We start from the raw sequence: 21,576 nt of genomic DNA on the forward strand, positions 1-21,576 counted from the left end.
GAGCGCAGCAGCGAGCGTGCCACCCACGGGGCCGCCATCCCGACGCCGACGAACACGAAGCCGAACCGGAAGGCTATGCGCACCAGCGGATGCCATGGTTCGGCCGTCGGTGCTGCTGCCTCCCGGCGTTCCTCGTCGGCCGCGACCGTTGCCACCACTGATTACCCCTCACCGATTCACGCAACGAACTCCTTGCGGGCGTGAACGTTATGGCAAGCGGTGCGGCGGGCGTATCCGGCAAAGTTGGTGCCCCGATCGTCCCTGCCCCCAGAACCACCGCCACCGGCGCGGGGGTGCGGGCGGTCAGTTCACCGACACCGCGCGCCGCCCGTTCGCGGTCACGGTCACCGGGCGGGTCACCGTGAAGCGATAGTCGTCCATCGGGAAATGCCGGTTCTCCCAGTACATTTCCAGCTGCGTGGACGGCCGGAACGCCGCCCCGTCACCCTGATAGTTGATGTAGTAGGTGTTCGAGGTGACACAGCCCTGGGTGAACAGATGCGTGCGCTTGGCGCGCCGGTCCATGCGCTCGAAGTAGCGGTCGTGCGGGTCCTGCCGGACCTCGACCCGGGTGGCCTGCCGGCGGCGGGCCTCCTTGATGACCCGGGCGGCGTGCGCGGAGGTGGACTCGATGAGCGGAATGTACGAGCCGGGCGCGTAGGCGTAGGGACCGACGATCAGGAACGCATTGGGGAAACGCGGCACCGAAACGCCCTGATACGCCTGGAAACGATTGCGATCCCAGAACTCGCCGAGCTCCAGCCCACCGCAACCGTAGATCGGATAGGGCGGGGTGTAGCCCTTCTCCATCACCTTGAATCCGGTGGCGCACAGCACCATATCGAATTCGCGTTCCCGCCCGTCCGCGCTGACGATGCCGGTCGGGGTGAAATGCTCGATCGCGTCGGTCACCAGGTCCACGTGCGGTCGCGTGAAGGTCTGGAAGTAGTTGTTGGAGATGGACGGCCGCTTGCAGCCCAACCGGTAGTCCGGGGTGAGCTTGCGGCGCAATTCCGGATCACGCACCTGGCTGTACAGATAGCCCTTCATGGCCGCCTCGCCGAGCGTGATGCCGGCCGAGGTGACGCGCGGATAGTTCGAGATGGCCAGGCCCGCGCCCAATCCGGCATTGACGCCCACATTGCCGACGAAACGCACCGTCTTCTGCACCGGCGCCAACCCGAGCAGCGAATTGAGCACCGGGCCCATCTTGAAATCGACCTTGGGTCCGATCCAGATGGCCCGGCGCTGATACACCGTCAATTGCGCAACCGTCTTGGCCAGTTCGGGAATCACCTGCAGCGCGGTCGCCCCGGTGCCGATCACCGCGACCCGTTTGCCGCTGAAATCGTAGGAGTGATCCCAGCGCGAACTGTGCATGATCTTGCCGGTGTATTCGTCGATGCCCGCGATCTCGGGGGTATGCGGCTGCTCCAGCCCGCCCACCGCGCCGATGGTGTAGCGCGCGGTGATTTCGGCGCCGTTCTCCAGGCCGATCCGCCACAGATCATTGTGCTCGTCGAAGGACCCGCGCACCGCACCCGAACCCAGCCGCAGCTTCGATCGCAACCCCTGCCGATCCACCACTTCCTCGGCGTAGCGCTGCAATTCCTCGCCCGGCGCGAAGAACCGCGACCAGCGCGAGCGCGGCTGGAACGAGAAGTTGTAGACCGGCGACGGAATGTCCACGGCCACACCGGGATAGGTATTGGCCAGCCAGGTGCCGCCGACCTTGGACCACTTGTCGATGATGACGAAGTTCTCGATCCCGGCCTTGCGCAAGGCCACGCCCGCGCCGATCCCGCCGAGGCCCGCGCCGATGACGACGACCTCGTACTCGGGGGTGATGGGGGAGCCGTTGGTGGTGCTCATCGTTGAGACCTCGTGTTCTCGGTGAGGGTGGTTGCGTACGCCGCGGCAATGACTTCCGGCAGCTGCTGCCGCCGCAGCTTGCCCGCGGTGGTGCGGGGGAGTTCCGCCGCGAACACGATGTCGCGCGGCACCTTGTAATTGGCGAGGGTGGATTTGATGTGCGCGCGCAGCGCGTCGGCGGTGACCTGTGCGCCCGGTTCCAGGACCACGACCGCGGCCAGGCGCTGCCCGAATTCGGTGTCCGGCAAACCGATCGCGCCCGCGTCGGCCACCGCCGGATGGGCGGCCAGGGCGGCCTCGACCTCCTGCGGGAAGACGTTCTCGCCGCCGGAGACGATCATGTCGTCGGAGCGGCCGTCGATGAACAGGCGGCCCTGCGCGTCGAAATGGCCGAGATCGCCGGAGTCCATGTGCCGGCCGACCATGGTCTTGGCGCGGCCGTCGGTGTAGCCGCGGGACATGGCCGGATTGCGATTGACGATGCGGCCGGTATGACCGGTCGGCACCTCGCGGCCCCGCTCGTCCACGATGCGGATATCGACCAGGCCGCTCGGCGGTTTGCCCACCGTGCCCGGCGCGGCCCGCAGATCCGCGGGCGTGGCGACGGCCCCCGCGCCGGTCTCGGTCGAGGCGTACCCGTTGAACAGCACGTCACCGAACTCGTCCATGAAAGCCGCTGCCAGCCAGGGCGAGAGCGGGGCCGCGCCGCACAGCACCATCTGCAGGCTGTCGGTGCGATAGTCGCGCCGATCGGCCTCCGGCAGCGCCATGATCCGGCCCAGCATGGTCGGTACCAGGCAGGCGATGCGCACGTCGTGGCGTTCGATATCGGCCAATACCGTTTCCGCGTCGAAGCGTTCGTGCACGATGGCGGTCGAACCCAGCAGGAACGCGGCCGGCAGCGCGACGAAACCGAAGGTGTGATGCAGCGGCGGGGCGACGATCATCGGGTGCCCCAGGCGCGGAATCGGTTCGAAGCGGGCGAAATCGGTGATCGCGGTCAGCATGCGCGGGTGCAGGGTGGTCAGCATCGGCAGCACGTCCCGGCTGCTGCCGCCCCGGGCCACGCCCTTGGGCACCCCGGTGGTGCCGCCGGTGAGCAGGATGATCGCGCCGCCCCGCGCGGGTTCGCGCACGGGTGTACCTCCCGCGGCGACCAGTTCGGCCACCGTCGGCAGCCCGCCCGCCACGCCGCGCACCACCAGGCGGCGGCCGGTATAGCCGGAACGGGTTATCTCGCCGTGGAATTCGCCGTCGTAGCAGAGCAGGTCGATGCCTTCGCGGCGCAGCACCTCACCGATCTGCGGGCCCGCGAAACCGTAATTCAACGGCACCAGATCGGCCGAGAGCCGGGCGGCGGCATAGGCGGCCACCACGAACCCGCGGTGATTGCGGCACAGTACGCCGACCTTGCTGCCGCGCCGGATATTCCAGCGCTCCCGCATCGCCGCGGCCAGTCGTTCGACCTGTTCGTGCAGGTCCGCGGCGGTGATCGGGCCGTAGTCATCGATCATGGCGGGGCGGTCGGGGAACCGCGCCGCGAACAATGCCAGGGTGGTGGCCAGGCTGACGCCGCCGCGCAACGCCGCCGCCGTGTGCGGAATCCGGCTGGGCGGCAGCAGGTTCAGCGCCCCGGCGGCCGGGATGCGCCCCGCCAGGGTGACGGCGTCGTCGAGGAGGTTCGCCGCGGCTTCCATCCGGCCCAGCGGTCCGGCCAGATCGACCGGGCGGTTGTTCCAGTTCCCGGCCTGCACATAGCGGGTCATCAGCCGCTGGGCCAGCGGCGAGGAATCCAGCGCATAGGACATGGGCGCGGCGGCCCGCTCCCACCAGGGCCGAATCGCCAAGGGCCGGTCCACGATCGCCCGGCACACCAGGCTCGCGGCCTCGTCGGTGGACATGCTCGGGGTGTAGCGGTAGATGCGATAGGGGCCGAGCATTTCCGAGCGCACCAATTGCAGATGCACCGCCGTGCAGGTGATGCCGTCGGCGCGCAATTCCGGTCCCGCGCCGCGCATCCAGGAATTGAACGCCGCCTTGCTGGCGATATACGCGGTCCAGCCGACGGCGGGCATATGCACGCCCGCGGTGCTGATATTCACGATATGGCCGGCGCGGCGGGCTCGCATACCCGGTAACAGGCTCAGTACCAGGCGAATCGGGCCGAGATAGTTGATGCGATTGGTGTCGTCGAAATTGTCCCAGCGATCCAGGGAATCGGAGAGCCAGCGCCGAATGGATTTGCCCGCATTGTTGACGAACACATCGACGTGGCCGTGCTCGGCCAGCACGCGTTCCACCAGGTCCGCGCACGCGTCCATATCGGTGAGGTCGGTGGGGTACGGGTGAATCGAGCCGGGCGCGCCGGACAATTCGTCACGCAATTCCCCGAGTAACCGCGCGCGGCGGGCAACGGCGATGACGGTCGCGCCATTACGGGCCAGCCGGTGCGCGGTAGCCCGGCCTACCCCCGATGACGCACCGGTCACCAGGATCACCTTCCCGGTGACCGCGGGCGCGAGCCGCCGGTCGCTGATGCCGTAACTCGCCGCGCCCAGCGCGATCCGGACCGATTTCGGTAGTTCGATCATGGGCTGGAGATTCCTCGCCGACCGGCCGAATCTCGAAGTGCGCCATTGCGCTTCATTACTGTGCCCACGTGCCTCGGCCTTTCGCTGCGGGCGACTCGTGTCCCACCAGAGTAGATCTGTCTGGGACAGTGATCAAGCGTCAAATCGGCGCGCTGGTTAGCGGCGAGGGTGCGGGCCGCGATATCCCAGGCATGACAAAACGATGGATGGCATCGGCGGGCGGGGTTGTCGTGGCGCTGGCGGCGCTGGCCGGACCGGCGCAGGCCGAGGAAGACGGGCAATTCCGGACGCCCAGTGGGAATATCGCTTGCTTGACCAGCGGTCGCGGGGTGGTGTGCGAGATCTACGACTACAGTTACGCGCCGCCGGAGCGCCCCGCGAACTGTCACGGAGCGTACGGCGATGTGTTCTCGGCGTGGGACGGCGGGCCGGGGGAGATCCGGTGCCACCACGATCGGCCCATCGATCCGGCGCAGGGGCGGGTGGTCGAATATGGGAAGACGGTGCAGGCGGGCAGCGTGGTGTGCACGGTGACCTCCGCGTACCTGGAGTGCGTGGATCCGTTCGCCAAGCACGGCTTCCATCTGTCGCGGGAGTCCTACAACGTGTACTGAGGCGGGGTTAGAGTCTGGGAAGGGCCGAGCCTGGAAGGGAAACCCATGCAACCGTCGCTGGAGGAATGGATCGCCGCGGGGTCGTGGCTGGAGGTGGGCGGGCATCGGGTGTTCTACCGGCAGGACGGGCCGGCGGACGGCCGGGCGGTGACGCTGCTGCACGGATATCCGACCTCCTCGCACGACTGGAGCGGGATCGTGCCGGCGCTGGCCGAATCGGGCTGCCGGGTGACCACTCTGGACTTCCTGGGGTTCGGGGCCAGTGCCAAGCCGCGGGCGCACGACTACCGGATGGTCGAGCAGGCCGATCTGGTCGAGGAGCTGTGGAAGCACCTCGGAATCGGTGAAACCGCGCTGGTGGCACACGATTACGGGGTCAGCGTGGCGCAGGAGCTGCTGGCCCGGGATCCGGGGCGGATCACGCGGATGGCTTGGCTGAACGGCGGGTTGTACATAGATCTGTACCGGCCCATGGCGATTCAGAAACTCATGATCTCGCCGGTGGGGAAGCTGCTGGGGCCGTTGATGTCCGAGACCAGCTACCGGGCCTCCGTCAAACGGACGGCCGGGCGGCCGCTGGCCGAGGACGTGCTGCACGAGATGTGGCTGGCGACCGCGCGCGACGGCGGCACCCGGATTCAATGGCAGCTCAATCGCTATCACGACGAACGGCACGCCCATGCCACCCGGTGGCAGCGGGCGCTGGAGACCTATGCCGGGCCGACGCTGTTCCTCTGGGGTCCGGCCGATCCGATCAGCGGTGGGCAGATCGAACGGTTCCGGGAACGCCTGCCCGGGGCGGAGATCCGGGTGCTCGACGACGCGCCCGCGGTCGGGCACTGGCCGCAGCTCGAGGACCCGGAGACGGTGCGCACCGCGCTCACCGGATTCCTGGCCGGATAGCTAGCCCGCCGCGGCGCCGCGCGTCCGGTCGCCGCCGCGGCGCAACCGGTGCAGGGTCAGATCGGCCGGGCGGTCGGCGCGTTCGGCATAGCGGGTCATGACGGTGGTGAGTTCCGGTGACCAGCGCAGGATCTCGTCCCGGATGGGGCCGGTGGTGCCCAGCTGGCAGGCCAGCCCGACCAGGCCCAGCAGGGCCCGCTGGAACGGGGTGATGTAGGCGGGCGCGCCGAGCTGGCGGTAGACATTGGTGAGGCTGGGATTCGCGGCGGCCAGCACCCGCTCGCGCAGCCAGCCGGTGTCCAGGCGAAAAGTGGGGTGGCGCAGCAGCTCCGTGAAGGGCATCAGCTCGGTGGCCAGGGCACGGGCATCGAGTGGGCCGCTGGCCAGGCCGTGGGTGCGGGCGGCGGCATCGAGATCGGCGGGGGTGCCGTTGACCAGGGCGTCGAAGAGATCGTGCACCATCGGCTGGAATTGCGGTGGGGGCCAGGGCGAACAGGCGCCGAAGTCCACCACCCCCAGGCGGCCGTCGGGCAGCACCCGGAAATTGCCCGGATGGGGGTCGCCGTAGAGCAGTCCGCAGCGATCAGCCGAGGACAGCACGAAACGGATGGCCAGCATGCCGACCCGATCGCGCTCGGCCTGCGCGCCCGCGGTGACCAGGCGGGTCAGGGGGACGCCGTCGAGCCATTCGCCGACGATCACATCGCCGCGCTGGGCGACGACCGCCGGCACATGGAAATCGGGATCGTCGGCATAGGCGGCGGCGAAGGCGCGCTGGTTCGCCGCCTCGGCCGCGTAGTCCAGTTCGGCGCGCACACAGTCGGACAGGGCCGCGAGCGCCGCGGGCACATCGGTGTTCGGCAGGAAGACCGGGGCCAGCCAGGACAGGCCGCGCAGCTGATCCAGATCGGCGAGCACGGCATCCCGCGCGCCCGGGTACATGATCTTCACCGCGACCCGGCGGCCGTCGCGCCAGACCGCGCGATGCACCTGACCGATGGTGGCCGAGGCCGCGCGCCGGTCGTCGAACTCGCGGAAGTGCGCGCGCCAGTCCGGCCCGAGCGAGGCGGCGAGCACGGCGTGCACGGTGGCGGGCAGCATTGGCGGCGCGGCATCCTGCAAGCGGCTCAGGGCATTTCGATAGGGTTCGGCGAGATCCGGTGGCAGCGCCAGCTCGTAGACGGCGAGCAATTGGCCGAGTTTGGCGGCGCAGCCCTTGAGTTCGCCCAGCACCTCGAACATGTGCTCGGCGGTACGCAGGCGGATATCGTGATCCACTTCGCGGGCGGGACGGCCCAGCGCCTTCTTGCTCGCGCCGGCCATCCGGCGGCCCGCGAAGGCGACCGGCAGGGCGGCGAGTTTGGCGGAGCGAACCACCTTGCGGGCGGGCGGATTACCGCCCGCGTCCCGCGTCCCCCGTGTGGTACCGGTCCGGCGTAAACTCATCGATCATCCCCTCGGGCGCGCTCGGCCACTGCGCGGGGACCAGTCTGCCAGGTTATGAGACTGCGCGGTACCAAATCGCGTACCGGCGGTACGTTTTCCCGGATGGTGAGATCGGGCGGGGATCTCGGCGTTCCGCCCGGATGATTATGCCTGGCGGGCAGACAGTTTCGCGAGGTCGGTCAGGCGGTGCGCGCGGGCGATCTCGGCGGGGGTGAACGGTTCGCCGGAACGGATGAAGGTCATGGGTTCGAGCTCGGCGACCGCGATCTCCAGGACCGTGCCGGGTGCGGGCGACGGCTCCGCGGCCGAAACATATTGCGCGCCCAGCAGTTCGGCGATGACCAGCGGCAGCTCGCCCGGATCGAGTGCGACGCGGGCGGCCAGGCCCAGCGCCTTGGTCTGGCCGTCGACCAGGGTGAGCGCCGACGCGGGCCAGATGCCGACCGGTGCGCCGCCCGAGCGGGTGACCGCGTTCGCCAGGCGCTGCGGGGTGAGATCGGCCGGGGTGGAGACCACGAGTTCGTCCAGGACGCCGTCCTCGAGATGGTGGACGTGCACGGCGAGAATATTGGCGCGGCGGTCGGCCAGGTGTTTGGCCAGCGCCTCCAGCCGGCCGGGCTTGTTGTCCACTCGCACCCGGATTCGCCAGAGTCGTTCGGCGCTGTCCAGATTGCGGCGATGGCGCAGTTCCGGGCCGTGCAGCCAGCGCGCGAAATAGCGCATGGCGCCGGGTTCGACCACCCAGATGACCAGGATGGTGGTGGTGACCGCGAGCAGTGTGACGGTCAGCAGGTAGGGCAGTTCGTAGTGGATGACGAGGGCGTGCAGGGCGAGTTCGACGGGGAAGACGGCGGCCAGTTTGGCCAGCGCCAAGCGGGTGCGTCGCGGATGGGGCAGGCGACCGCACACTTCGCAGGCCAGCGCATGCACTTCGGTTTGCCTCATATTCACCAGATTCGGTGAACGAGATTGCACCGCTGTGCCCGGCTGTAAAGAAGGAGTGACAAATCGCGGTGCTACCGGCCGGATAGGTGGTGTGCCGCACAGCAATTCGCCGAGTGTGCCGGGTAACACACCGTTTGCGTACGCGCCACGCCGTCCGGTGGCGGTGGCCGCGCCTACTTCGGTGGTAGCGAGCGGGCGTAGGCGACGCCGCGGCCCACCCACTCGTCGAGGGCGTCGTCATCGTCGACCGCGGCGGCGGTGACGCGCAGCCAGCCCTTCATCTCGCGTCCGCGCATGACCATGAGTTCCACCGCGTCCCGCCGCGCCAGCTCGACCGAGGTGTCCGGATCGGTGCGCACCAGCAGTCCGCCCTGCCCGCTCGCGGCCACCGCCATATTGCCGCCGATCAGGAAGGCCAGCCCGCCGAACATTTTCTTCTCCACCGTCAGGCCGCGCGCGGGTCCCAGGGCGTCCCGGATGCGCTCGGCCAGCTGCTCGTCATATGCCATCTCCGCATTGTGACCCCGGCCACCGACAATTTCCGGCGGGCGAGCCGGGAAATCCGGGCAAAAGAGACCGTTCCGGCAGGTGTCAGGCGGTGCGGGATGAGGTACACAGGTGAAGTGGAAGCACCGCCGACGGTAGGTGTCGAAGAGGAGTTTCTCCTCGTGGATCCGCGCACCGGTGCGCCCGTCGGCCGGAACGCCGACGTCGCCCGCACCGCCGCCGATCTCGGCATCGAACTGCAATTGGAGATCACCCGCTGCCAGGTGGAGACCAGCACCAGGGTCCACACCAGCACCGGGGAGCTATTGCGTGAACTGCGCGAACTGCGGCGCGGAGCCGCCGCCTGCGCCGAGAAGAACGACGCCCTCCTCCTGGCCGCCGCCGTCCCCCCGAGCGGCCCCGACGACCTGTCCATCACCAGCACCCCCCGCTATCACCGCATCGCCGAGAACTTCGGCCGGCTGGCCTACGACCAGGGCCTGTGCGGCGCCCACGTCCACGTCGCCGTCCCGAATCGCGAAGTGGCACTGCAGGTCAGCAATTTCCTCCGCCCCTGGCTACCCCTGCTGCTGGCCTTGACGGCCAATTCGGCGATCTACCGCGGCGGCGAAACCGGTTACGCCAGTTGGCGAAACATCCTCTGGCGCCGCTGGCCCAGCGCCGGCCCACCCCCGCACTTCGACTCCCTGGACGACTACGACACCCGAGTCGAATCCATGCTCTCCTTGGGCGTGATCCTGGACCGCAAAATGGTCTATTGGGATGTGCGCCCGTCGATTACGTTCCCCACCGTAGAAGTCCGCGTCAGCGACGTCCCCGCCACCGCCGAGGAAAGTGCCCTCCTGGCCACCTTGGTCCGCGCCGCCGTCATGACCGCCCGCCACGCCACCCGAGTCCCCATAATCTCCGAAGAAACCCTCCACGCCGCCTACTGGAAAGCAGCCCACGAAGGCATAGACGGCCCAGCCATCAACCCCCTCGACGGCCGCACCCTCCCCGTCGAAGAACTCCTCGACGACCTCATCGGCCGCCTCCACGCCGCCCTGGAAGAACTCGGCGACCTCGACTTCGTAACCGCCACCGTCCGCTCCCTCCTGACCCGCGGCAACGGCGCCCGCCGCCAACTCACCGCCTTCCGCCTCCGCGGCGAAATCACCGACGTGGTAGGCGAACTCGCCGAAGCGACCCTCCACGCCTGCCGCTGACCCCTACTTCTTCTGCGAACTGCAGAACCGCAGTATTCGAGCACGGCTCGGGGACGGATGCGGCCCCGGGCGGTCGCAGGGACCGCGACCGGGGCCGCGCTACGGAATTCGGGTGATCAGGTGGAGCGGGCGCGCCATTCCTCCAGGTGTTCGCTTTCCGCGCCGATGGTGGTGGATTCGCCGTGGCCGGTGTGCACCAGGGTTTCCGGGGGCAGGGACAGCAGGCGGTCGGCGATGGAGGTGACGATGGTGGGGTAGTCGGAGTAGGAGCGGCCGGTGGCGCCGGGGCCGCCGTGGAAGAGGGTGTCGCCGGTGAAGACGACGCCGAGGTCGGGGGAGTGGAAGCAGCAGGCGCCGGGGGCGTGGCCGGGGGTGTGCAGGACGTGCAGGGTGGTGCCGCCTACTTCGATGAGCTGTTTGTCGGACAGCTCGCCGTCGGGGGCGATGTCCGGGTGGGTGAGTTGCCACAGCACCAGGTCGTCGGGGTGCAGGAGGATGGGAGCGCCTGTGGCGGCGGCCAATTCGGGGGCGACGCGGATGTGGTCGTCGTGGGCGTGGGTGGCCAGGATGGCCTTCACGGTGCGGCCGTCGACCAGGTCGAGGATGGCTTGCACATTGTGAGGGGCGTCGATGATGACGCATTCGGCGTCGTCGCCTACCAGCCAGACATTGTTGTCGACGTCGAAGGTTTCGCCGTCCAGGCTGAAGGTGCCGGAGGTGACCGCGTGATCGATGTGCGCCACTACAGGGTCACCACCGAGCGCAGGACCTCGCCGTGATGCATCTTGGTGAACGCGGCCTCGATGTCGTCGAGCGAAATCGTCTCGGTGACAAAGGCGTCCAGGTCGAAGCGGCCCTGCTTGTACAACTCGATCAGGTACGGGAAGTCCCGGGAGGGCAGGCAGTCGCCGTACCAGGAGGACTTGAGCGAGCCGCCGCGGGAGAAGAAGTCGATGAGCGGCATCTCCAGCTTCATATCGGGGGTGGGCACGCCGACCAGCACCACGGTGCCCGCCAGATCGCGGGCGTAGAACGCCTGCTTCCAGGTCTCCGGCCGCCCCACCGCGTCGATGACCACGTCCGCGCCGAAGGAATCGGTGAGCTCCTGAATCCGTTCCACCGCATCCTCTTTGGCGGCGTTCACGGTGTGGGTGGCGCCGAATCCGGTGGCCCACTCCAGCTTCCGCTCGTCGATATCGACCGCGATGATGGTGGTCGCCCCGGCCAGCCGCGCCCCGGCGACGGCCGCGTTCCCGACCCCGCCGCAACCGATCACGGCCACGCTGTCACCGCGGCTCACCGCACCGGTATTGATGGCCGCGCCCAGCCCGGCCATCACGCCGCAGCCCAGCAGGCCCGCCGCGGCGGGGGACACGCTCGGATCCACCTTGGTGCACTGCCCGGCGTGCACCAGGGTCTTCTCGGCGAACGCGCCGATACCCAGCGCGGGGGTGAGCGGGGTGCCGTCGGTCAGCGTCATGGGCTGAGCCGCATTGAAGGTCGAGAAGCAGTACCACGGCTTGCCCTTGCGGCAGGCGCGACAGGAACCGCAGACGGCCCGCCAGTTCAGGATGACGAAATCGCCCGGCTCCACATCGGTGACGCCCTCGCCGACCGCTTCCACGATGCCCGCGGCCTCGTGCCCCAGCAGGAACGGGAATTCGTCGTTGATGCCGCCCTCGCGGTAGTGCAGATCGGTGTGGCACACCCCGCACGCCTGCACCTTCACCACGGCCTCGCCGGGACCGGGATCGGGGATCACGATCTCGGTGACTTCGACCGGAGCATTCTTCGAGCGCGCAATGACGCCCCGCACGATCTGGGACATTGGTTCCTTCCTGTTCGGCACAACCCTTTTCGACTATGGCATCCCGGCCCGGCAAGTAGCGAGGGATCGGCGATCCCTCCCAACCGGATCCCGGCTCAGAGCAGCGCCTCCGCCGCCGCATCGGCGATGGTGGCCGCCAGCCGCCCGAGCGCCGGCGAGTCGAGTTTCCACTGCTGCCAGTACAGCGGCACATCGATGAACATCTTGTCGTCCAACGGAATCAGCTTGTCGCCCGGCCGCCGTTGCAGATCCGGCACCATGCCCCAGCCCAGTCCCAGCCGGATGGCCTCCACGAATCCGGCCGAGGACGGAATATAGTGCCGCGGCGGATCCACGGGCTTGCGGGTGTAGTGCCGCACCAGCCGGAATTGCAGATCGTCCTTACGGTCGAACAGGATCACCGGCGCCGCGTCGAAGGCCTTGGCGGTCGGCCCGTCCGGGAACCAGGCCCGCACGAACTCCGGCACCGCCATGGCCCGATAGCGCATGGCTCCCAATCTCCGCACGGTGCAACCCTGTACGGGCGCGGCGGTCGAGGTGATGGCCGCCATGACGGTGCCGTCACGCAGATAGCGCGTGGTGTGCTCCTCGTCCTCGCGATAGACCTCGTAGTTCACCCCCGCCGCGGCCAGCCCGAGCGCCGGCATCACCCAGGTCTGCAACGAGTCGGCGTTCACCGCGATCGGTATCCGCACCGGCCGGTGCGCGGGCTGCTGCTCATCGCCCAGCTCCAGCGCGGTGTCCCCGGTGAGCAGTTCGATCTGCCGCGCCAGCCGCAGCACCGCCAGCCCCGATTCGGTGGGCTGCACCGGTTTGGTCCGCTGCACCAGGATCCGCCCCGCCGAGTCCTCCAGCGCCTTGATGCGCTGGCTGATAGCCGAAGCGGTGACGCTGAGCCGCCGCGCGGCCGCCTCGAAGGTGCCCTCGCTGATCACCGCGTCCAATGCGCGAAGCTGGTCCAGCTGCAGATCCATATAAGAAATGCTAATGGTACGTAAAAATCTTTAGCTGGACTGGTCCTGGACGCCCGCCCTACTTTCGAATGGTGAACGCATCATCGGCGGCCCTGGCGGCCATCTCAGGACTCGGCTTCGGACTCTCCCTCATCGTGGCGATCGGCGCGCAGAACGCCTTCATCCTGCGCCAGGGCATCCGCGGCGAGCACGTCCTGCCGGTGGTGGCGGTGTGCGCGCTGTCGGATGTGGTGCTCATGACGCTCGGCGTGGCGGGCTTCGGTTTCGTCACCGAGACCGCGCCCGCGCTGCTGACCGCGGCCAAGTACGCGGGCGTGGCGTTCCTGCTCGGCTACGCCTTCCTCGCCGCCAAACGGGCGTTCTCGGCGTCGGCGCTGACCGCGGGCGGCGGCGCGCCGATCGCGTTGGGCGCGGCCATCGCCACCTGCCTGGCGGTGACCTGGCTCAACCCGCACGCCTATCTCGACACCATGGTGCTGCTGGGTTCCTTCGCCAGCACTTACGCGACGCCGGATCGCTGGTTCCTGGCGGCGGGCGCCATGCTGGGCAGCGTCATCTGGTTCACCGGATTGGGTTTCGGCGCCCGGCTGCTGGCCCCGGTCTTCGCCAAGCCGATGGCCTGGCGGGTCCTGGATTCCGGTATCGCGCTCGTCATGACCGGCCTCGCGATCGGCCTGCTGGTCAGCTAGCGCACCGCCGACACCGGCACCGGACGGCCCTCGCGGCGCGAGAGTTCGCACGCCTCGGCGATATAGAACGCCTCGAGGGCATCCGCGGGCGGGCACGGATTGATCAGCTGACCGGTGGCCACGCCCACGAAGGTGGCCAGCTCTTCGGTGTACGCGCCCCGGAACCGATCCATGAATCCCGGGTAGGCGGGCAGCGGGGACGGGGGATAGTCGGGCTCCACCGAATGCAGCGGGGCCCGATCATCAAGTCCCACAACGGCATTGCCCCGTGACCCGAGCACTTCCAGGCGCACGTCGTACCCCGCCCCGTTGTACCGGCTCAGCGAAACCGTCGCCAGCGCACCGTCGTCCAGCCGCAGCACCACCGCCGCGGTGTCCACGTCGCCGGCGTCGGCGAAGAACCGCTCCCCGCGATTGCCGCCGGTGGCGTACACCTCGGTCACCTCGCGCCCGGTCACCCACCGGATGATGTCGAAATCGTGCACCCCGCAATCGCGGAAGATGCCGCCGGAGCGCGGAATGTACTCCGCGGGCGGCGGCGCCGGATCGAGGGTGGTGGCGCGCAGCGTGTGCACCCAGCCCAGTTCGCCGGAGGCCACCGCGCTGCGGGCCGCCCGGTACCCGGCGTCGAAGCGGCGCTGGAACCCGATCTGCACCGGCGTCGTCGAATCCGCGACCCGGCGCACCACGTCCAGGGTTCCGGCGATATCGGCGGCAATGGGCTTCTCGCAGAACACCGGCACCCCGCGCTCGACCGCCGCGGTGATCAGCTCGGGATGCGAGTCGGTGGCGGTGGTGACGACGAGTGCGCCGATCCCGGCGGCGAACAGCGCCTCCAGGTCCGCCGCGTACTCCACGTCGAGTTTGTCGGCGGCGGTGCGGGCGCGGGCGGTGTCGGCATCGGTGACGATCACCGACTCCACGCCGGGCAGGGTTTTCAGGGTCTCGGCGTGCGAGGTGCCGATGCGGCCGGTGCCGGCCAGGCCCACACGGAGGGAAGTCATAGCTGCTCCTCGGAGGTGAGTTGCGGTGAAAGGGGTTGCGGCCCGGTCAGGCTCGGGGCGCGGCCGTCGTGGCGCGGACGACCAGGGACGGTTCCAGGCGTTTGCGCACCGGTTCGGTGCGCTGTTCGTGCAGGCGTTCGGTGAGCGCTTCCACCGCCAGCCGCCCGATACCGGCGCGCGGCTGATCGATGGTGGTGAGCGAGACGTGCCGCAGCGCGGCGAGCGAGGAATTGTCGTAGCCGACCACCGACACGTCGTCGGGGACGCGCAGCCCGGCTTCCTCGAGCGCCGACATGGCGCCGACGGCATTGAAATCGTTGCCGCAGACCAGCGCGGTGGGGAAATTCCCGGGGGAGAAGAGATTCAGCAGTTTGCGCACCGCCCGCGCCCCCGCGTCGTCGGTGTGCTCACTGGCCACCACCATGGGCTCCAGCCCGTGCCGTTCCATCGCGGCGGTGTAGCCCTTGCGGCGCGGCGCGGCGGCGAAAGCGGCGCCGCCGTCGAGATGCACGATGCGCCGATGCCCCAGTGCCGCAAGATGATCCACCGCCAGCGCGGCGCCCAGCTCGCCGTCGTCGTTGACGGTGTCCACCCCGGCGATGGTGGAGGTGCGCGACACCAGCACCACCGGGGTGCGCCCGGCCGCATCGCGAATGGCGCTCGCGGGCAGCACCGGCGACAGCAGGATGACCCCGCCGGGCCGGAAGGCGAGCAGCCCGTCCAGGGCCGCCTGTTCCCGGGAAGCGCTGCGCCGCCCGGTGTTCAGGATGAGCTCCAGCCCGGCTTCCTGCGCGGCCTCGTCCATGCCTTCGATGACGTCGGCGAAGAACGCGTTGCGCAGATCCGACACCATCACCCCGACGATATTGGAGGTCCGGCTGGCGAGGGAACGGGCCATGGCATGCGGCTGGTAACCGAGTTCCGCGGCGGCGGTGAGCACCGCGCGGCGGCGGTGCTCACTCACCTTGGGGGAGTTGCGCATGACGAGCGAGACCAGCGCGCGGGAGACGCCGGCGCGGGCGGCGACATCTTCCATGGTCGGTCGCGTCAAAACTGCCTCCGTGCTCGCGGATCGGTGTGTGACGCACGCTACCCGCTGGCCCCGTTCTCGGCAATAGAGCGCTCTAACGGGAAAATTCGGGCGGTCCATCGAACCCTCGTTTGCTCAGGAAGTATGCGTTTCTTCAGGTGGCAGAGCAGATTTCGGCTGATGTCGGACCCTTGACACGCGAGTGATCCAGGTTACATTGTTGGAGCGCTCCAATAGCGAGCCTCCCTTCGATGGCTTACCGACAGGTCTGGATATGCCGATGACCGAACCGCTCCATCCACCGCGAATCTCCCCCGCGCCGCTGCGTATCGCCGCCGCGCCGATCTCCTGGGGAGTCTGCGAAGTGCCCGGCTGGGGGCACGTTCTCGAACCCGCCACGGTCCTCGCCGAAATGGCGGCGCTCGGGCTGACCGCCACCGAATTCGGCCCGCCCGGCTATCTACCGGCAGACCCCCTGGCGCTCCGCACGACGCTCGGCGAATACGGGCTGACCGCACTCGGCGGCTTCCTCGCCCTCGCCCTGCACAAGGAACCGGGCAGGGCGCTCACCGCCGCCCGCGAGACCGCCGCGCTGTTCGCCGCCACCGGCGCCGAGATGCTGATCCTGGCCGCCGCCACCGGGCAGGACGGCTACGACTCGCGTTCCGCGCTCAGTGATTACGAATGGCGGACTCTCCTGGACACCGCCGCCACCGTCGCCGATATCGCCGCCGAACACGGGCTGCGGGTCACTGTGCACCCGCACGTCGGCACCCACGTGGAGACCGAGGCGGAGGTGGAACGCTTCCTCGCCGACTCGGAACTGGACCTGTGCCTCGACACCGGGCATCTGGCCATCGGCGGCACCGATCCGGTCCGGCTGGCCCAGCGGTACGCCGATCGCATCGGGCACATCCATCTCAAGGACGTCCGGCTCGCCATGGCGGACGAAGTGCGTTCCGGGCGCAGGGAATACAGCGACGCGGTGCGGCACGGCCTCTACACCCCGCTCGGTGCGGGCGATGTGGATATCGAGGCGCTGGTGCGCGCGGTGCACGGCGCGGGCTATGACGGCTGGTACGTCATCGAGCAGGACACCGCCCTCGCCCCGGGTGATACCGCCGAGCATTCGACGCGGGATGCGCGACAAAGTCTGCGACACCTGACCGAAATCGGCTCCGCACTGGCCTCGGCGCGGATTTAGTAGGGAGGTGAAGACGATGATGTCCAAATCAACTCCCTCCCGGCTACGGCGGTGGCGGCGATTGACGCCGTGGATAGCCGTGGCGGCGGTCCTGGCGGCCTGTAGCGGACCCGGCGCCGACACCGCCGGGAACACCGCCCAGGCCCCGGTGGCCGTCGGCGAACTGAAATCGGTCGCGGTGGTCACCCACGGCTCGCCCGGCGACTCCTTCTGGAACGTGGTCAAGAACGGCGCGGAAGCCGCCGGTGACCAGCTGGGCGTGCGCGTCGACTACAACTCGGCCGGCGATCCCGGGCAGCAGGCCAAGCTCATCGACAATGCGGTGGCCAAGGGCGTGGACGGCCTGGTGGTCTCCATGGCCAACCCGGACGCGCTGCGCACCTCGGTGGAAAAGGCGGTGGCGGCGGGCATTCCGGTGGTCACCATCAATTCCGGTGAGGCCGAGAGCGCCGTCTACGGGGCCATCGGGCATGTCGGGCAGAGCGAGCGGCTGGCCGGTGAATCGGCCGGGAAGCGGTTGAAGGACGCCGGAAAACGCAAGCTGCTCTGCGTGATTCACGAAGCGGGCAATGTGGGTGCGGCCGAGCGCTGCGCCGGCGCCACCCAGGGCTTCGGCGGCGCGGTCACCCTCCAGGTCGACATCAACAATCCGACCGACGCGCAATCGCGGATTCGCGGTGCGCTGGAAGCGGATCCGGCCATCGACGCGGTGCTCACCCTCAACTCACAGATCGCCGCCCGCGCGGTGGACGCGGTCAAGGAATCCAAGTCCAAGGCCACCGTGGCCACCTTCGATCTGAACAGCGATGTGGTGACCGCCATCCAGGCCGGCACGCTGCTGTTCGCGGTGGATCAGCAGCAGTACGAGCAGGGGTATCTGCCCATCGTGCTGCTGAAGCTGTACAAGTCCAATCTCGACACCGTCGGCGGCGGCCGCCCGGTGCAGACGGGCCCCGCGTTCGTGGACAAGTCCAATGTCGATGCCGTGGCGGCGCTGGTCGCCCAGGGCACGCGGTGAGCCGGGAGTGAGCGAAATGACAACTGCCACAACCAAAACCGATACCGCGGTATCGCAGACCGAGAATCCGCCGCTGGTGAACCGGCTGATCCAGCGACCGGAGATCGGGGCGCTGCTCGGCGCGATCGTCGTATTCGTGTTCTTCTCCGTCGTCACCAGTAAATTCCTGAGCCCGCAGGGCATTTCGAACTGGCTGGACGACGCCTCCACGCTCGGAATCATGGCGGTCGCGGTGGCGCTGCTCATGATCGGCGGCGAGTTCGATCTCTCGGCCGGTGTGATGACGGCCTCCACGGCGCTGGTGACCGCGCTGCTCGCGGTGCACGCTGGCTGGAATGTGTGGCTGGCGCTGGCGGTTTCGCTGGTGTTCGCGCTCGCGGTCGGCTTCCTCAACGGCTGGGTGGTGATGCGCACGGGGTTGCCGAGCTTCATCGTCACCCTGGGCACCTTCCTGGCCTTGCAGGGCTTGAATCTCGGTGTCACCCGGGCGGTCACCGACAATGTCCAGGTGACCGGCATTCGCCGCGCGGACGGTTACGAGTCGGCGGGCTGGGTGTTCGCCTCCACCACCGATATCGGCGATGCCCGCATCCAGGCGTCGGTGGTGTGGTGGATCGTGTTCGCCGCGGTCGGCGCGCTCATCCTGCTGCGCACCCGCTTCGGCAACTGGGTGTTCGCGGTCGGCGGCTCGCTGCCCAGCGCGCGGGCCGTGGGCGTCCCGGCGGCGCGCACCAAGATCCTGCTGTTCATGACCACGGCCTTCGCGGGCTGGGTGGTCGGGGCCTGTAACCTGTTGCGCTTCACCAGCGTTCAGGCCAATCAGGGCATCGGGCTGGAATTCCAGTACATCATCGCGGCCGTGGTCGGCGGCTGTCTGCTCACCGGCGGTTTCGGTTCGGTGATCGGGGCGGCGCTGGGCGCGCTCATCTTCGGCATGGCGCGGCAGGGCATCGTGCTCGCCGGGTGGAACGACGACTGGTTCATGTTGTTCCTGGGCGTGCTGCTGCTGTCGGCGGTGCTGGTCAACAACGCGTTCAAGAAGCGGGCGGAAAGGGTACGGCGATGAGCACAGTATCGCGCAGCGATTCGGCGGGGGGCGGTGGTCGGGCGACGGGTGGGCCTGTCCCACTCATCGAAACCATCGGCATAGGTAAAAGTTACGGCGGTGTGGTCGCGCTGCGGGACGTCTCCACGGTGGTGAACGCGGGTGAGGTCACCTGCGTGCTCGGCGACAACGGCGCGGGCAAATCGACCCTGATCAAGATCCTGGCCGGGGTGCATCAGCACGACAGCGGGGAACTGCGGATCGAGGGCGAGACCACCCGATTGGCTTCTCCGCGTGCGGCGCTGGATCGCGGCATCGCGACCGTGTACCAGGACCTGGCGGTGGTGCCGCTGATGAGCGTGTGGCGCAATTTCGTGCTCGGCTCCGAACCGGTCAAGAGCTACGGTCCGCTCAAGCTGCTCGACCGCACCGAGGCCAAGGACATCACGCGAAAAGCGCTGGTGGACATGGGGATCGACATTCCCGACCTGGAACAGCCGGTGGGCACGCTGTCCGGCGGGCAGCGGCAGTGCATCGCCATCGCCCGCGCCGTGCACTACGGGGCGAAGGTGCTGATCCTCGACGAACCCACCGCCGCACTGGGCGTGAAGCAGGCCGGTGTGGTGCTGCGGTACGTGGTCCAGGCGCGTGATCGCGGGCTGGGCGTCGTGCTCATCACCCACAACCCGCACCACGCCTACCCCGTCGGCGACCGGTTCCTGCTGCTCAAACGCGGCACCCAGCTGGGCAGCTACGAGAAGTCCGAGATCGACCTGTCCGAGCTCACCCGGCAGATGGCCGGCGGCGCCGAACTCGAAGCGCTGCAGCACGAATTGGAGCGGGTGGTGTCGTGACCGACCTCGACGTGCTGACCATCGGCCGGGTCGGGGTGGACCTGTACCCGGAGCAGAGCGGGGTACCGCTGGCGGAGGTCACCACCTTCGCCAAGTTCCTCGGCGGCACGGCCACCAATGTGGCGGTGGCGGCGGCCCGGCTGGGCCGCCGCTCCGCGGTGCTCACCAAGGTCGGCGCGGACGGCTTCGGGCCGTTCGTGCGGAAGGCCCTGGCGGACTTCGGCGTATCGGCGCGGTACGTCGGCACCGCGCCGGACCTGCTGACGCCGGTGGTGTTCTGCGAACTGAACCCGCCCGCCGATCCGCCGCTGCTGTTCTACCGCCTGCCCATCGCGCCGGACCTCACCCTCACTTCCGACGAAATCCCGTGGGATGTAGTCGATTCCGTTCCACTGCTGTGGGTGACCGGCACCGGCGTGAGCGCCGAACCGGGCCGCACCACCCAGCGGGCCATCCTGGAACGGCGCGCCCGCCGCGGGCACACCGTCCTGGATCTCGACTACCGGCCCATGTTCTGGCCGGACGTCGAGACCGCACGCGCCGAGATCGGCTGGATGCTCGATCACGTGAACGTGGTGGTGGGCAACCGCACCGAAGCGGAAGTGGCGGTCGGCACCGCCGACCCGGACGCGGCGGCCGACCGGCTCCTGGCGCGCGGCGTGCGGCTGGCGGTGATCAAACGCGGTGCGGAAGGCGTGCTCATCGCCACCGAGACCGAACGCTGGACCGTGCCACCCTGTCCGGTGGAGGTGGTGTGCGGCCTCGGCGCGGGCGACGGCTTCGGCGGCGCCCTCGCCCACGGCCTGCTGGCCGGCTGGCACCCGCACCGCATCGCCTCCTACGCCAATGCGGCGGGCGCGCTGGTGGCTTCCCGCCTGGCCTGCGCCGACGCCATGCCGACCGATGCCGAGATCGAGGAGATGCTGTGCACCTGACCGACGCCCGCTGGCAGGAGCTGCTGCGCCTGCGCGCGACCGAACCCGAAGCGATTCAGCGCGCCTACGCCGACCGCCGTCGGCGGCCGAACCTGTTGTCCGACACTGGAACCCTGTTCCTGGTCGCCGCCGACCATCCCGCCCGCGGAGCGCTGGGCGTGGGAGCGGATCGTACCGCCATGGCCGACCGCCGCACCCTGCTCGAACGCCTGCTCATCGCGCTGGCCAACCCGGCTGTGGACGGCGTACTGGGTTCCCCCGACATAGTCGAGGAACTGCTCCTGCTGGACGCGGTCCACGAGAAGATCGTCATCGGCTCCATGAACCGCGGCGGCCTGGCCGGCGCGGACTGGGAAATCGACGACCGCTTCACCGGGTACGACGCCGAATCCCTCGTCAAATACCGCCTCGACGGCGGCAAGATGCTGCTCCGCCTGGTCGATTCCGACCCCGGTACCATCCCGACCTTGGAAGCCTGCGCCCGCGCCGTCTCCGAACTCGCCGAACACGGCCTCATGGCCATGGTCGAACCCCTGCCCTACGCCCGTGAGCCCGACGGCTCCCTGGTCATGCACAAGGACGCCGCGTCCCTGCAACGCGCCGTCACCGTAGCGTCCGGCCTCGGCTGCACCTCCGCGTACACCTGGCTGAAAATCCCGGCCCCCGAGGACATCTCGGTCCTCGACGCCACCACCCTGCCCGTCGTCGTCCTCGGCGGCGCCCCCTCCGGCGACCCGGAAGCCGACCTCAAATCCTGGGGCGCGGCCTTGCGCCACGAAGTGGCCCGGGGCCTCGTCGTCGGCCGCAGCCTGCTCTATCCGCCCGACGGGGATGTCGCGGGAGCGGTCGATGCCGCCGCACAAGTGCTGGCGGCTGCGCGATGACTCGGTGCGCGTACGACTTTCGGGCCGG

Annotated in this window: 20 protein-coding genes; 10 read left to right on the forward strand and 10 right to left on the reverse strand. The window is 68.9% G+C overall.

Features of this window, described 5'->3' with window-relative positions; translation table 11 throughout:
• Positions 1-303 precede the first annotated feature (303 nt).
• The gene (locus NY1_RS41030) at positions 304-1,872 is read right to left on the reverse strand and encodes a flavin-containing monooxygenase (RefSeq protein WP_067723391.1); all 1,569 of its coding nucleotides are present in this window, start codon (positions 1,870-1,872) and stop codon (positions 304-306) included.
• Positions 1,869-4,463 (reverse strand): SDR family NAD(P)-dependent oxidoreductase, encoded by a 2,595-nt coding sequence (locus NY1_RS41035; protein WP_067723393.1) that lies wholly within the window; start codon positions 4,461-4,463, stop codon positions 1,869-1,871. Before NY1_RS41035 ends, NY1_RS41030 begins: the two co-directional genes overlap by 4 nt.
• A gap of 206 nt (positions 4,464-4,669) precedes the next feature.
• On the opposite strand from NY1_RS41035, the gene NY1_RS41040 reads away from it, so the two are divergent.
• Positions 4,670-5,077, forward strand: coding sequence for a DUF6636 domain-containing protein (locus NY1_RS41040; RefSeq protein WP_067723395.1), 408 nt, complete (start codon positions 4,670-4,672; stop codon positions 5,075-5,077).
• Positions 5,078-5,122: 45 nt separating this feature from the next.
• A complete protein-coding gene (locus NY1_RS41045; protein ID WP_067723397.1) occupies positions 5,123-5,980 on the forward strand; it encodes an alpha/beta fold hydrolase in 858 nt (285 codons plus the stop codon).
• On the opposite strand, the gene NY1_RS41050 is transcribed toward NY1_RS41045, so the two are convergent.
• From NY1_RS41050 to NY1_RS41060, 3 genes are all read right to left on the reverse strand, one after another.
• Entirely contained in the window at positions 5,981-7,426 is a 1,446-nt protein-coding gene (locus tag NY1_RS41050; protein WP_084536321.1) for an ABC1 kinase family protein, read from the reverse strand. It abuts the gene before it with no gap.
• A 144-nt stretch (positions 7,427-7,570) separates the two neighbouring features.
• Positions 7,571-8,371: an ACT domain-containing protein gene (locus NY1_RS41055; RefSeq protein ID WP_157762838.1), complete on the reverse strand. Its 801-nt coding sequence runs from the start codon at positions 8,369-8,371 to the stop codon at positions 7,571-7,573.
• Between the two features lie 173 nt (positions 8,372-8,544).
• The gene (locus NY1_RS41060) at positions 8,545-8,880 is read right to left on the reverse strand and encodes a TfoX/Sxy family protein (RefSeq protein WP_067723401.1); all 336 of its coding nucleotides are present in this window, start codon (positions 8,878-8,880) and stop codon (positions 8,545-8,547) included.
• Positions 8,881-8,994: 114 nt separating this feature from the next.
• Between NY1_RS41060 and NY1_RS41065 the strand changes: the two genes are divergently transcribed.
• Positions 8,995-10,083 carry a glutamate--cysteine ligase gene (locus NY1_RS41065; protein WP_157762839.1) on the forward strand — a complete coding sequence of 363 codons (1,089 nt, stop codon included), beginning with the start codon at positions 8,995-8,997 and terminating at the stop codon, positions 10,081-10,083.
• Positions 10,084-10,199: 116 nt separating this feature from the next.
• Here NY1_RS41065 and NY1_RS41070 read toward each other — a convergent pair whose 3' ends face one another.
• The 3 genes from NY1_RS41070 to NY1_RS41080 all read right to left on the reverse strand — a co-directional run bounded on the left by NY1_RS41070 (position 10,200) and on the right by NY1_RS41080 (position 12,885).
• Positions 10,200-10,826 carry an MBL fold metallo-hydrolase gene (locus tag NY1_RS41070; RefSeq protein ID WP_067723405.1) on the reverse strand — a complete coding sequence of 209 codons (627 nt, stop codon included), beginning with the start codon at positions 10,824-10,826 and terminating at the stop codon, positions 10,200-10,202.
• Positions 10,826-11,911: an S-(hydroxymethyl)mycothiol dehydrogenase gene (locus tag NY1_RS41075; protein ID WP_067723406.1), complete on the reverse strand. Its 1,086-nt coding sequence runs from the start codon at positions 11,909-11,911 to the stop codon at positions 10,826-10,828. Before NY1_RS41075 ends, NY1_RS41070 begins: the two co-directional genes overlap by 1 nt.
• Positions 11,912-12,006: 95 nt before the next feature.
• Complete coding sequence (locus NY1_RS41080; RefSeq protein WP_067723408.1) at positions 12,007-12,885, reverse strand: LysR family transcriptional regulator ArgP; 879 nt, start codon at positions 12,883-12,885, stop codon at positions 12,007-12,009.
• A gap of 71 nt (positions 12,886-12,956) precedes the next feature.
• On the opposite strand from NY1_RS41080, the gene NY1_RS41085 reads away from it, so the two are divergent.
• Positions 12,957-13,574 (forward strand): LysE/ArgO family amino acid transporter, encoded by a 618-nt coding sequence (locus NY1_RS41085; RefSeq protein WP_233040649.1) that lies wholly within the window; start codon positions 12,957-12,959, stop codon positions 13,572-13,574.
• On the opposite strand, the gene NY1_RS41090 is transcribed toward NY1_RS41085, so the two are convergent.
• Positions 13,571-14,578 (reverse strand): Gfo/Idh/MocA family protein, encoded by a 1,008-nt coding sequence (locus NY1_RS41090; protein ID WP_157762840.1) that lies wholly within the window; start codon positions 14,576-14,578, stop codon positions 13,571-13,573. The genes NY1_RS41085 and NY1_RS41090 overlap by 4 nt on opposite strands.
• A gap of 46 nt (positions 14,579-14,624) precedes the next feature.
• Complete coding sequence (locus NY1_RS41095) at positions 14,625-15,629, reverse strand: LacI family DNA-binding transcriptional regulator (protein WP_067723413.1); 1,005 nt, start codon at positions 15,627-15,629, stop codon at positions 14,625-14,627.
• A gap of 259 nt (positions 15,630-15,888) precedes the next feature.
• Between NY1_RS41095 and NY1_RS41100 the strand changes: the two genes are divergently transcribed.
• From NY1_RS41100 to NY1_RS41125, 6 genes are read left to right on the forward strand one after another with little or no spacing between them, the layout of a single operon-like run.
• Positions 15,889-16,812 carry a TIM barrel protein gene (locus tag NY1_RS41100; RefSeq protein ID WP_067723433.1) on the forward strand — a complete coding sequence of 308 codons (924 nt, stop codon included), beginning with the start codon at positions 15,889-15,891 and terminating at the stop codon, positions 16,810-16,812.
• A 19-nt stretch (positions 16,813-16,831) separates the two neighbouring features.
• On the forward strand, positions 16,832-17,830 hold the full coding sequence (locus NY1_RS41105) for a sugar ABC transporter substrate-binding protein (protein WP_067723435.1): 999 nt from the start codon (positions 16,832-16,834) through the stop codon (positions 17,828-17,830).
• Positions 17,831-17,846: 16 nt separating this feature from the next.
• Complete coding sequence (locus NY1_RS41110) at positions 17,847-18,896, forward strand: ABC transporter permease (protein WP_067723415.1); 1,050 nt, start codon at positions 17,847-17,849, stop codon at positions 18,894-18,896.
• Positions 18,893-19,729 carry an ATP-binding cassette domain-containing protein gene (locus NY1_RS41115; RefSeq protein ID WP_067723417.1) on the forward strand — a complete coding sequence of 279 codons (837 nt, stop codon included), beginning with the start codon at positions 18,893-18,895 and terminating at the stop codon, positions 19,727-19,729. The genes NY1_RS41110 and NY1_RS41115 overlap by 4 nt, the downstream gene beginning before the upstream one ends.
• Positions 19,726-20,664 carry a 5-dehydro-2-deoxygluconokinase gene (gene iolC / locus NY1_RS41120; protein ID WP_067723419.1) on the forward strand — a complete coding sequence of 313 codons (939 nt, stop codon included), beginning with the start codon at positions 19,726-19,728 and terminating at the stop codon, positions 20,662-20,664. The genes NY1_RS41115 and iolC overlap by 4 nt, the downstream gene beginning before the upstream one ends.
• Positions 20,655-21,548 carry a Cgl0159 family (beta/alpha)8-fold protein gene (locus NY1_RS41125; protein ID WP_067723421.1) on the forward strand — a complete coding sequence of 298 codons (894 nt, stop codon included), beginning with the start codon at positions 20,655-20,657 and terminating at the stop codon, positions 21,546-21,548. The genes iolC and NY1_RS41125 overlap by 10 nt, the downstream gene beginning before the upstream one ends.
• Positions 21,549-21,576: the final 28 nt, after the last annotated feature.

This window comes from Nocardia yamanashiensis NBRC 100130 (genome assembly GCF_001613325.1).
Lineage (GTDB): Bacteria > Actinomycetota > Actinomycetes > Mycobacteriales > Mycobacteriaceae > Nocardia > Nocardia yamanashiensis.

Coding starts and splice junctions, on each gene's coding strand:
- NY1_RS41105 (WP_067723435.1), top strand. CDS start 16,832: ATGTCCAAATCAACTCCCTCCCGGCTACGGCGGTGGCGGCGATTGACG.
- NY1_RS41110 (WP_067723415.1), top strand. CDS start 17,847: ATGACAACTGCCACAACCAAAACCGATACCGCGGTATCGCAGACCGAG.
- NY1_RS41090 (WP_157762840.1), bottom strand. CDS start 14,578: ATGACTTCCCTCCGTGTGGGCCTGGCCGGCACCGGCCGCATCGGCACC.
- NY1_RS41030 (WP_067723391.1), bottom strand. CDS start 1,872: ATGAGCACCACCAACGGCTCCCCCATCACCCCCGAGTACGAGGTCGTC.
- NY1_RS41100 (WP_067723433.1), top strand. CDS start 15,889: ATGACCGAACCGCTCCATCCACCGCGAATCTCCCCCGCGCCGCTGCGT.
- NY1_RS41115 (WP_067723417.1), top strand. CDS start 18,893: ATGAGCACAGTATCGCGCAGCGATTCGGCGGGGGGCGGTGGTCGGGCG.
- NY1_RS41035 (WP_067723393.1), bottom strand. CDS start 4,463: ATGATCGAACTACCGAAATCGGTCCGGATCGCGCTGGGCGCGGCGAGT.
- NY1_RS41050 (WP_084536321.1), bottom strand. CDS start 7,426: ATGAGTTTACGCCGGACCGGTACCACACGGGGGACGCGGGACGCGGGC.
- NY1_RS41080 (WP_067723408.1), bottom strand. CDS start 12,885: ATGGATCTGCAGCTGGACCAGCTTCGCGCATTGGACGCGGTGATCAGC.
- NY1_RS41060 (WP_067723401.1), bottom strand. CDS start 8,880: ATGGCATATGACGAGCAGCTGGCCGAGCGCATCCGGGACGCCCTGGGA.
- NY1_RS41045 (WP_067723397.1), top strand. CDS start 5,123: ATGCAACCGTCGCTGGAGGAATGGATCGCCGCGGGGTCGTGGCTGGAG.
- NY1_RS41040 (WP_067723395.1), top strand. CDS start 4,670: ATGGCATCGGCGGGCGGGGTTGTCGTGGCGCTGGCGGCGCTGGCCGGA.
- NY1_RS41075 (WP_067723406.1), bottom strand. CDS start 11,911: ATGTCCCAGATCGTGCGGGGCGTCATTGCGCGCTCGAAGAATGCTCCG.
- NY1_RS41055 (WP_157762838.1), bottom strand. CDS start 8,371: ATGAGGCAAACCGAAGTGCATGCGCTGGCCTGCGAAGTGTGCGGTCGC.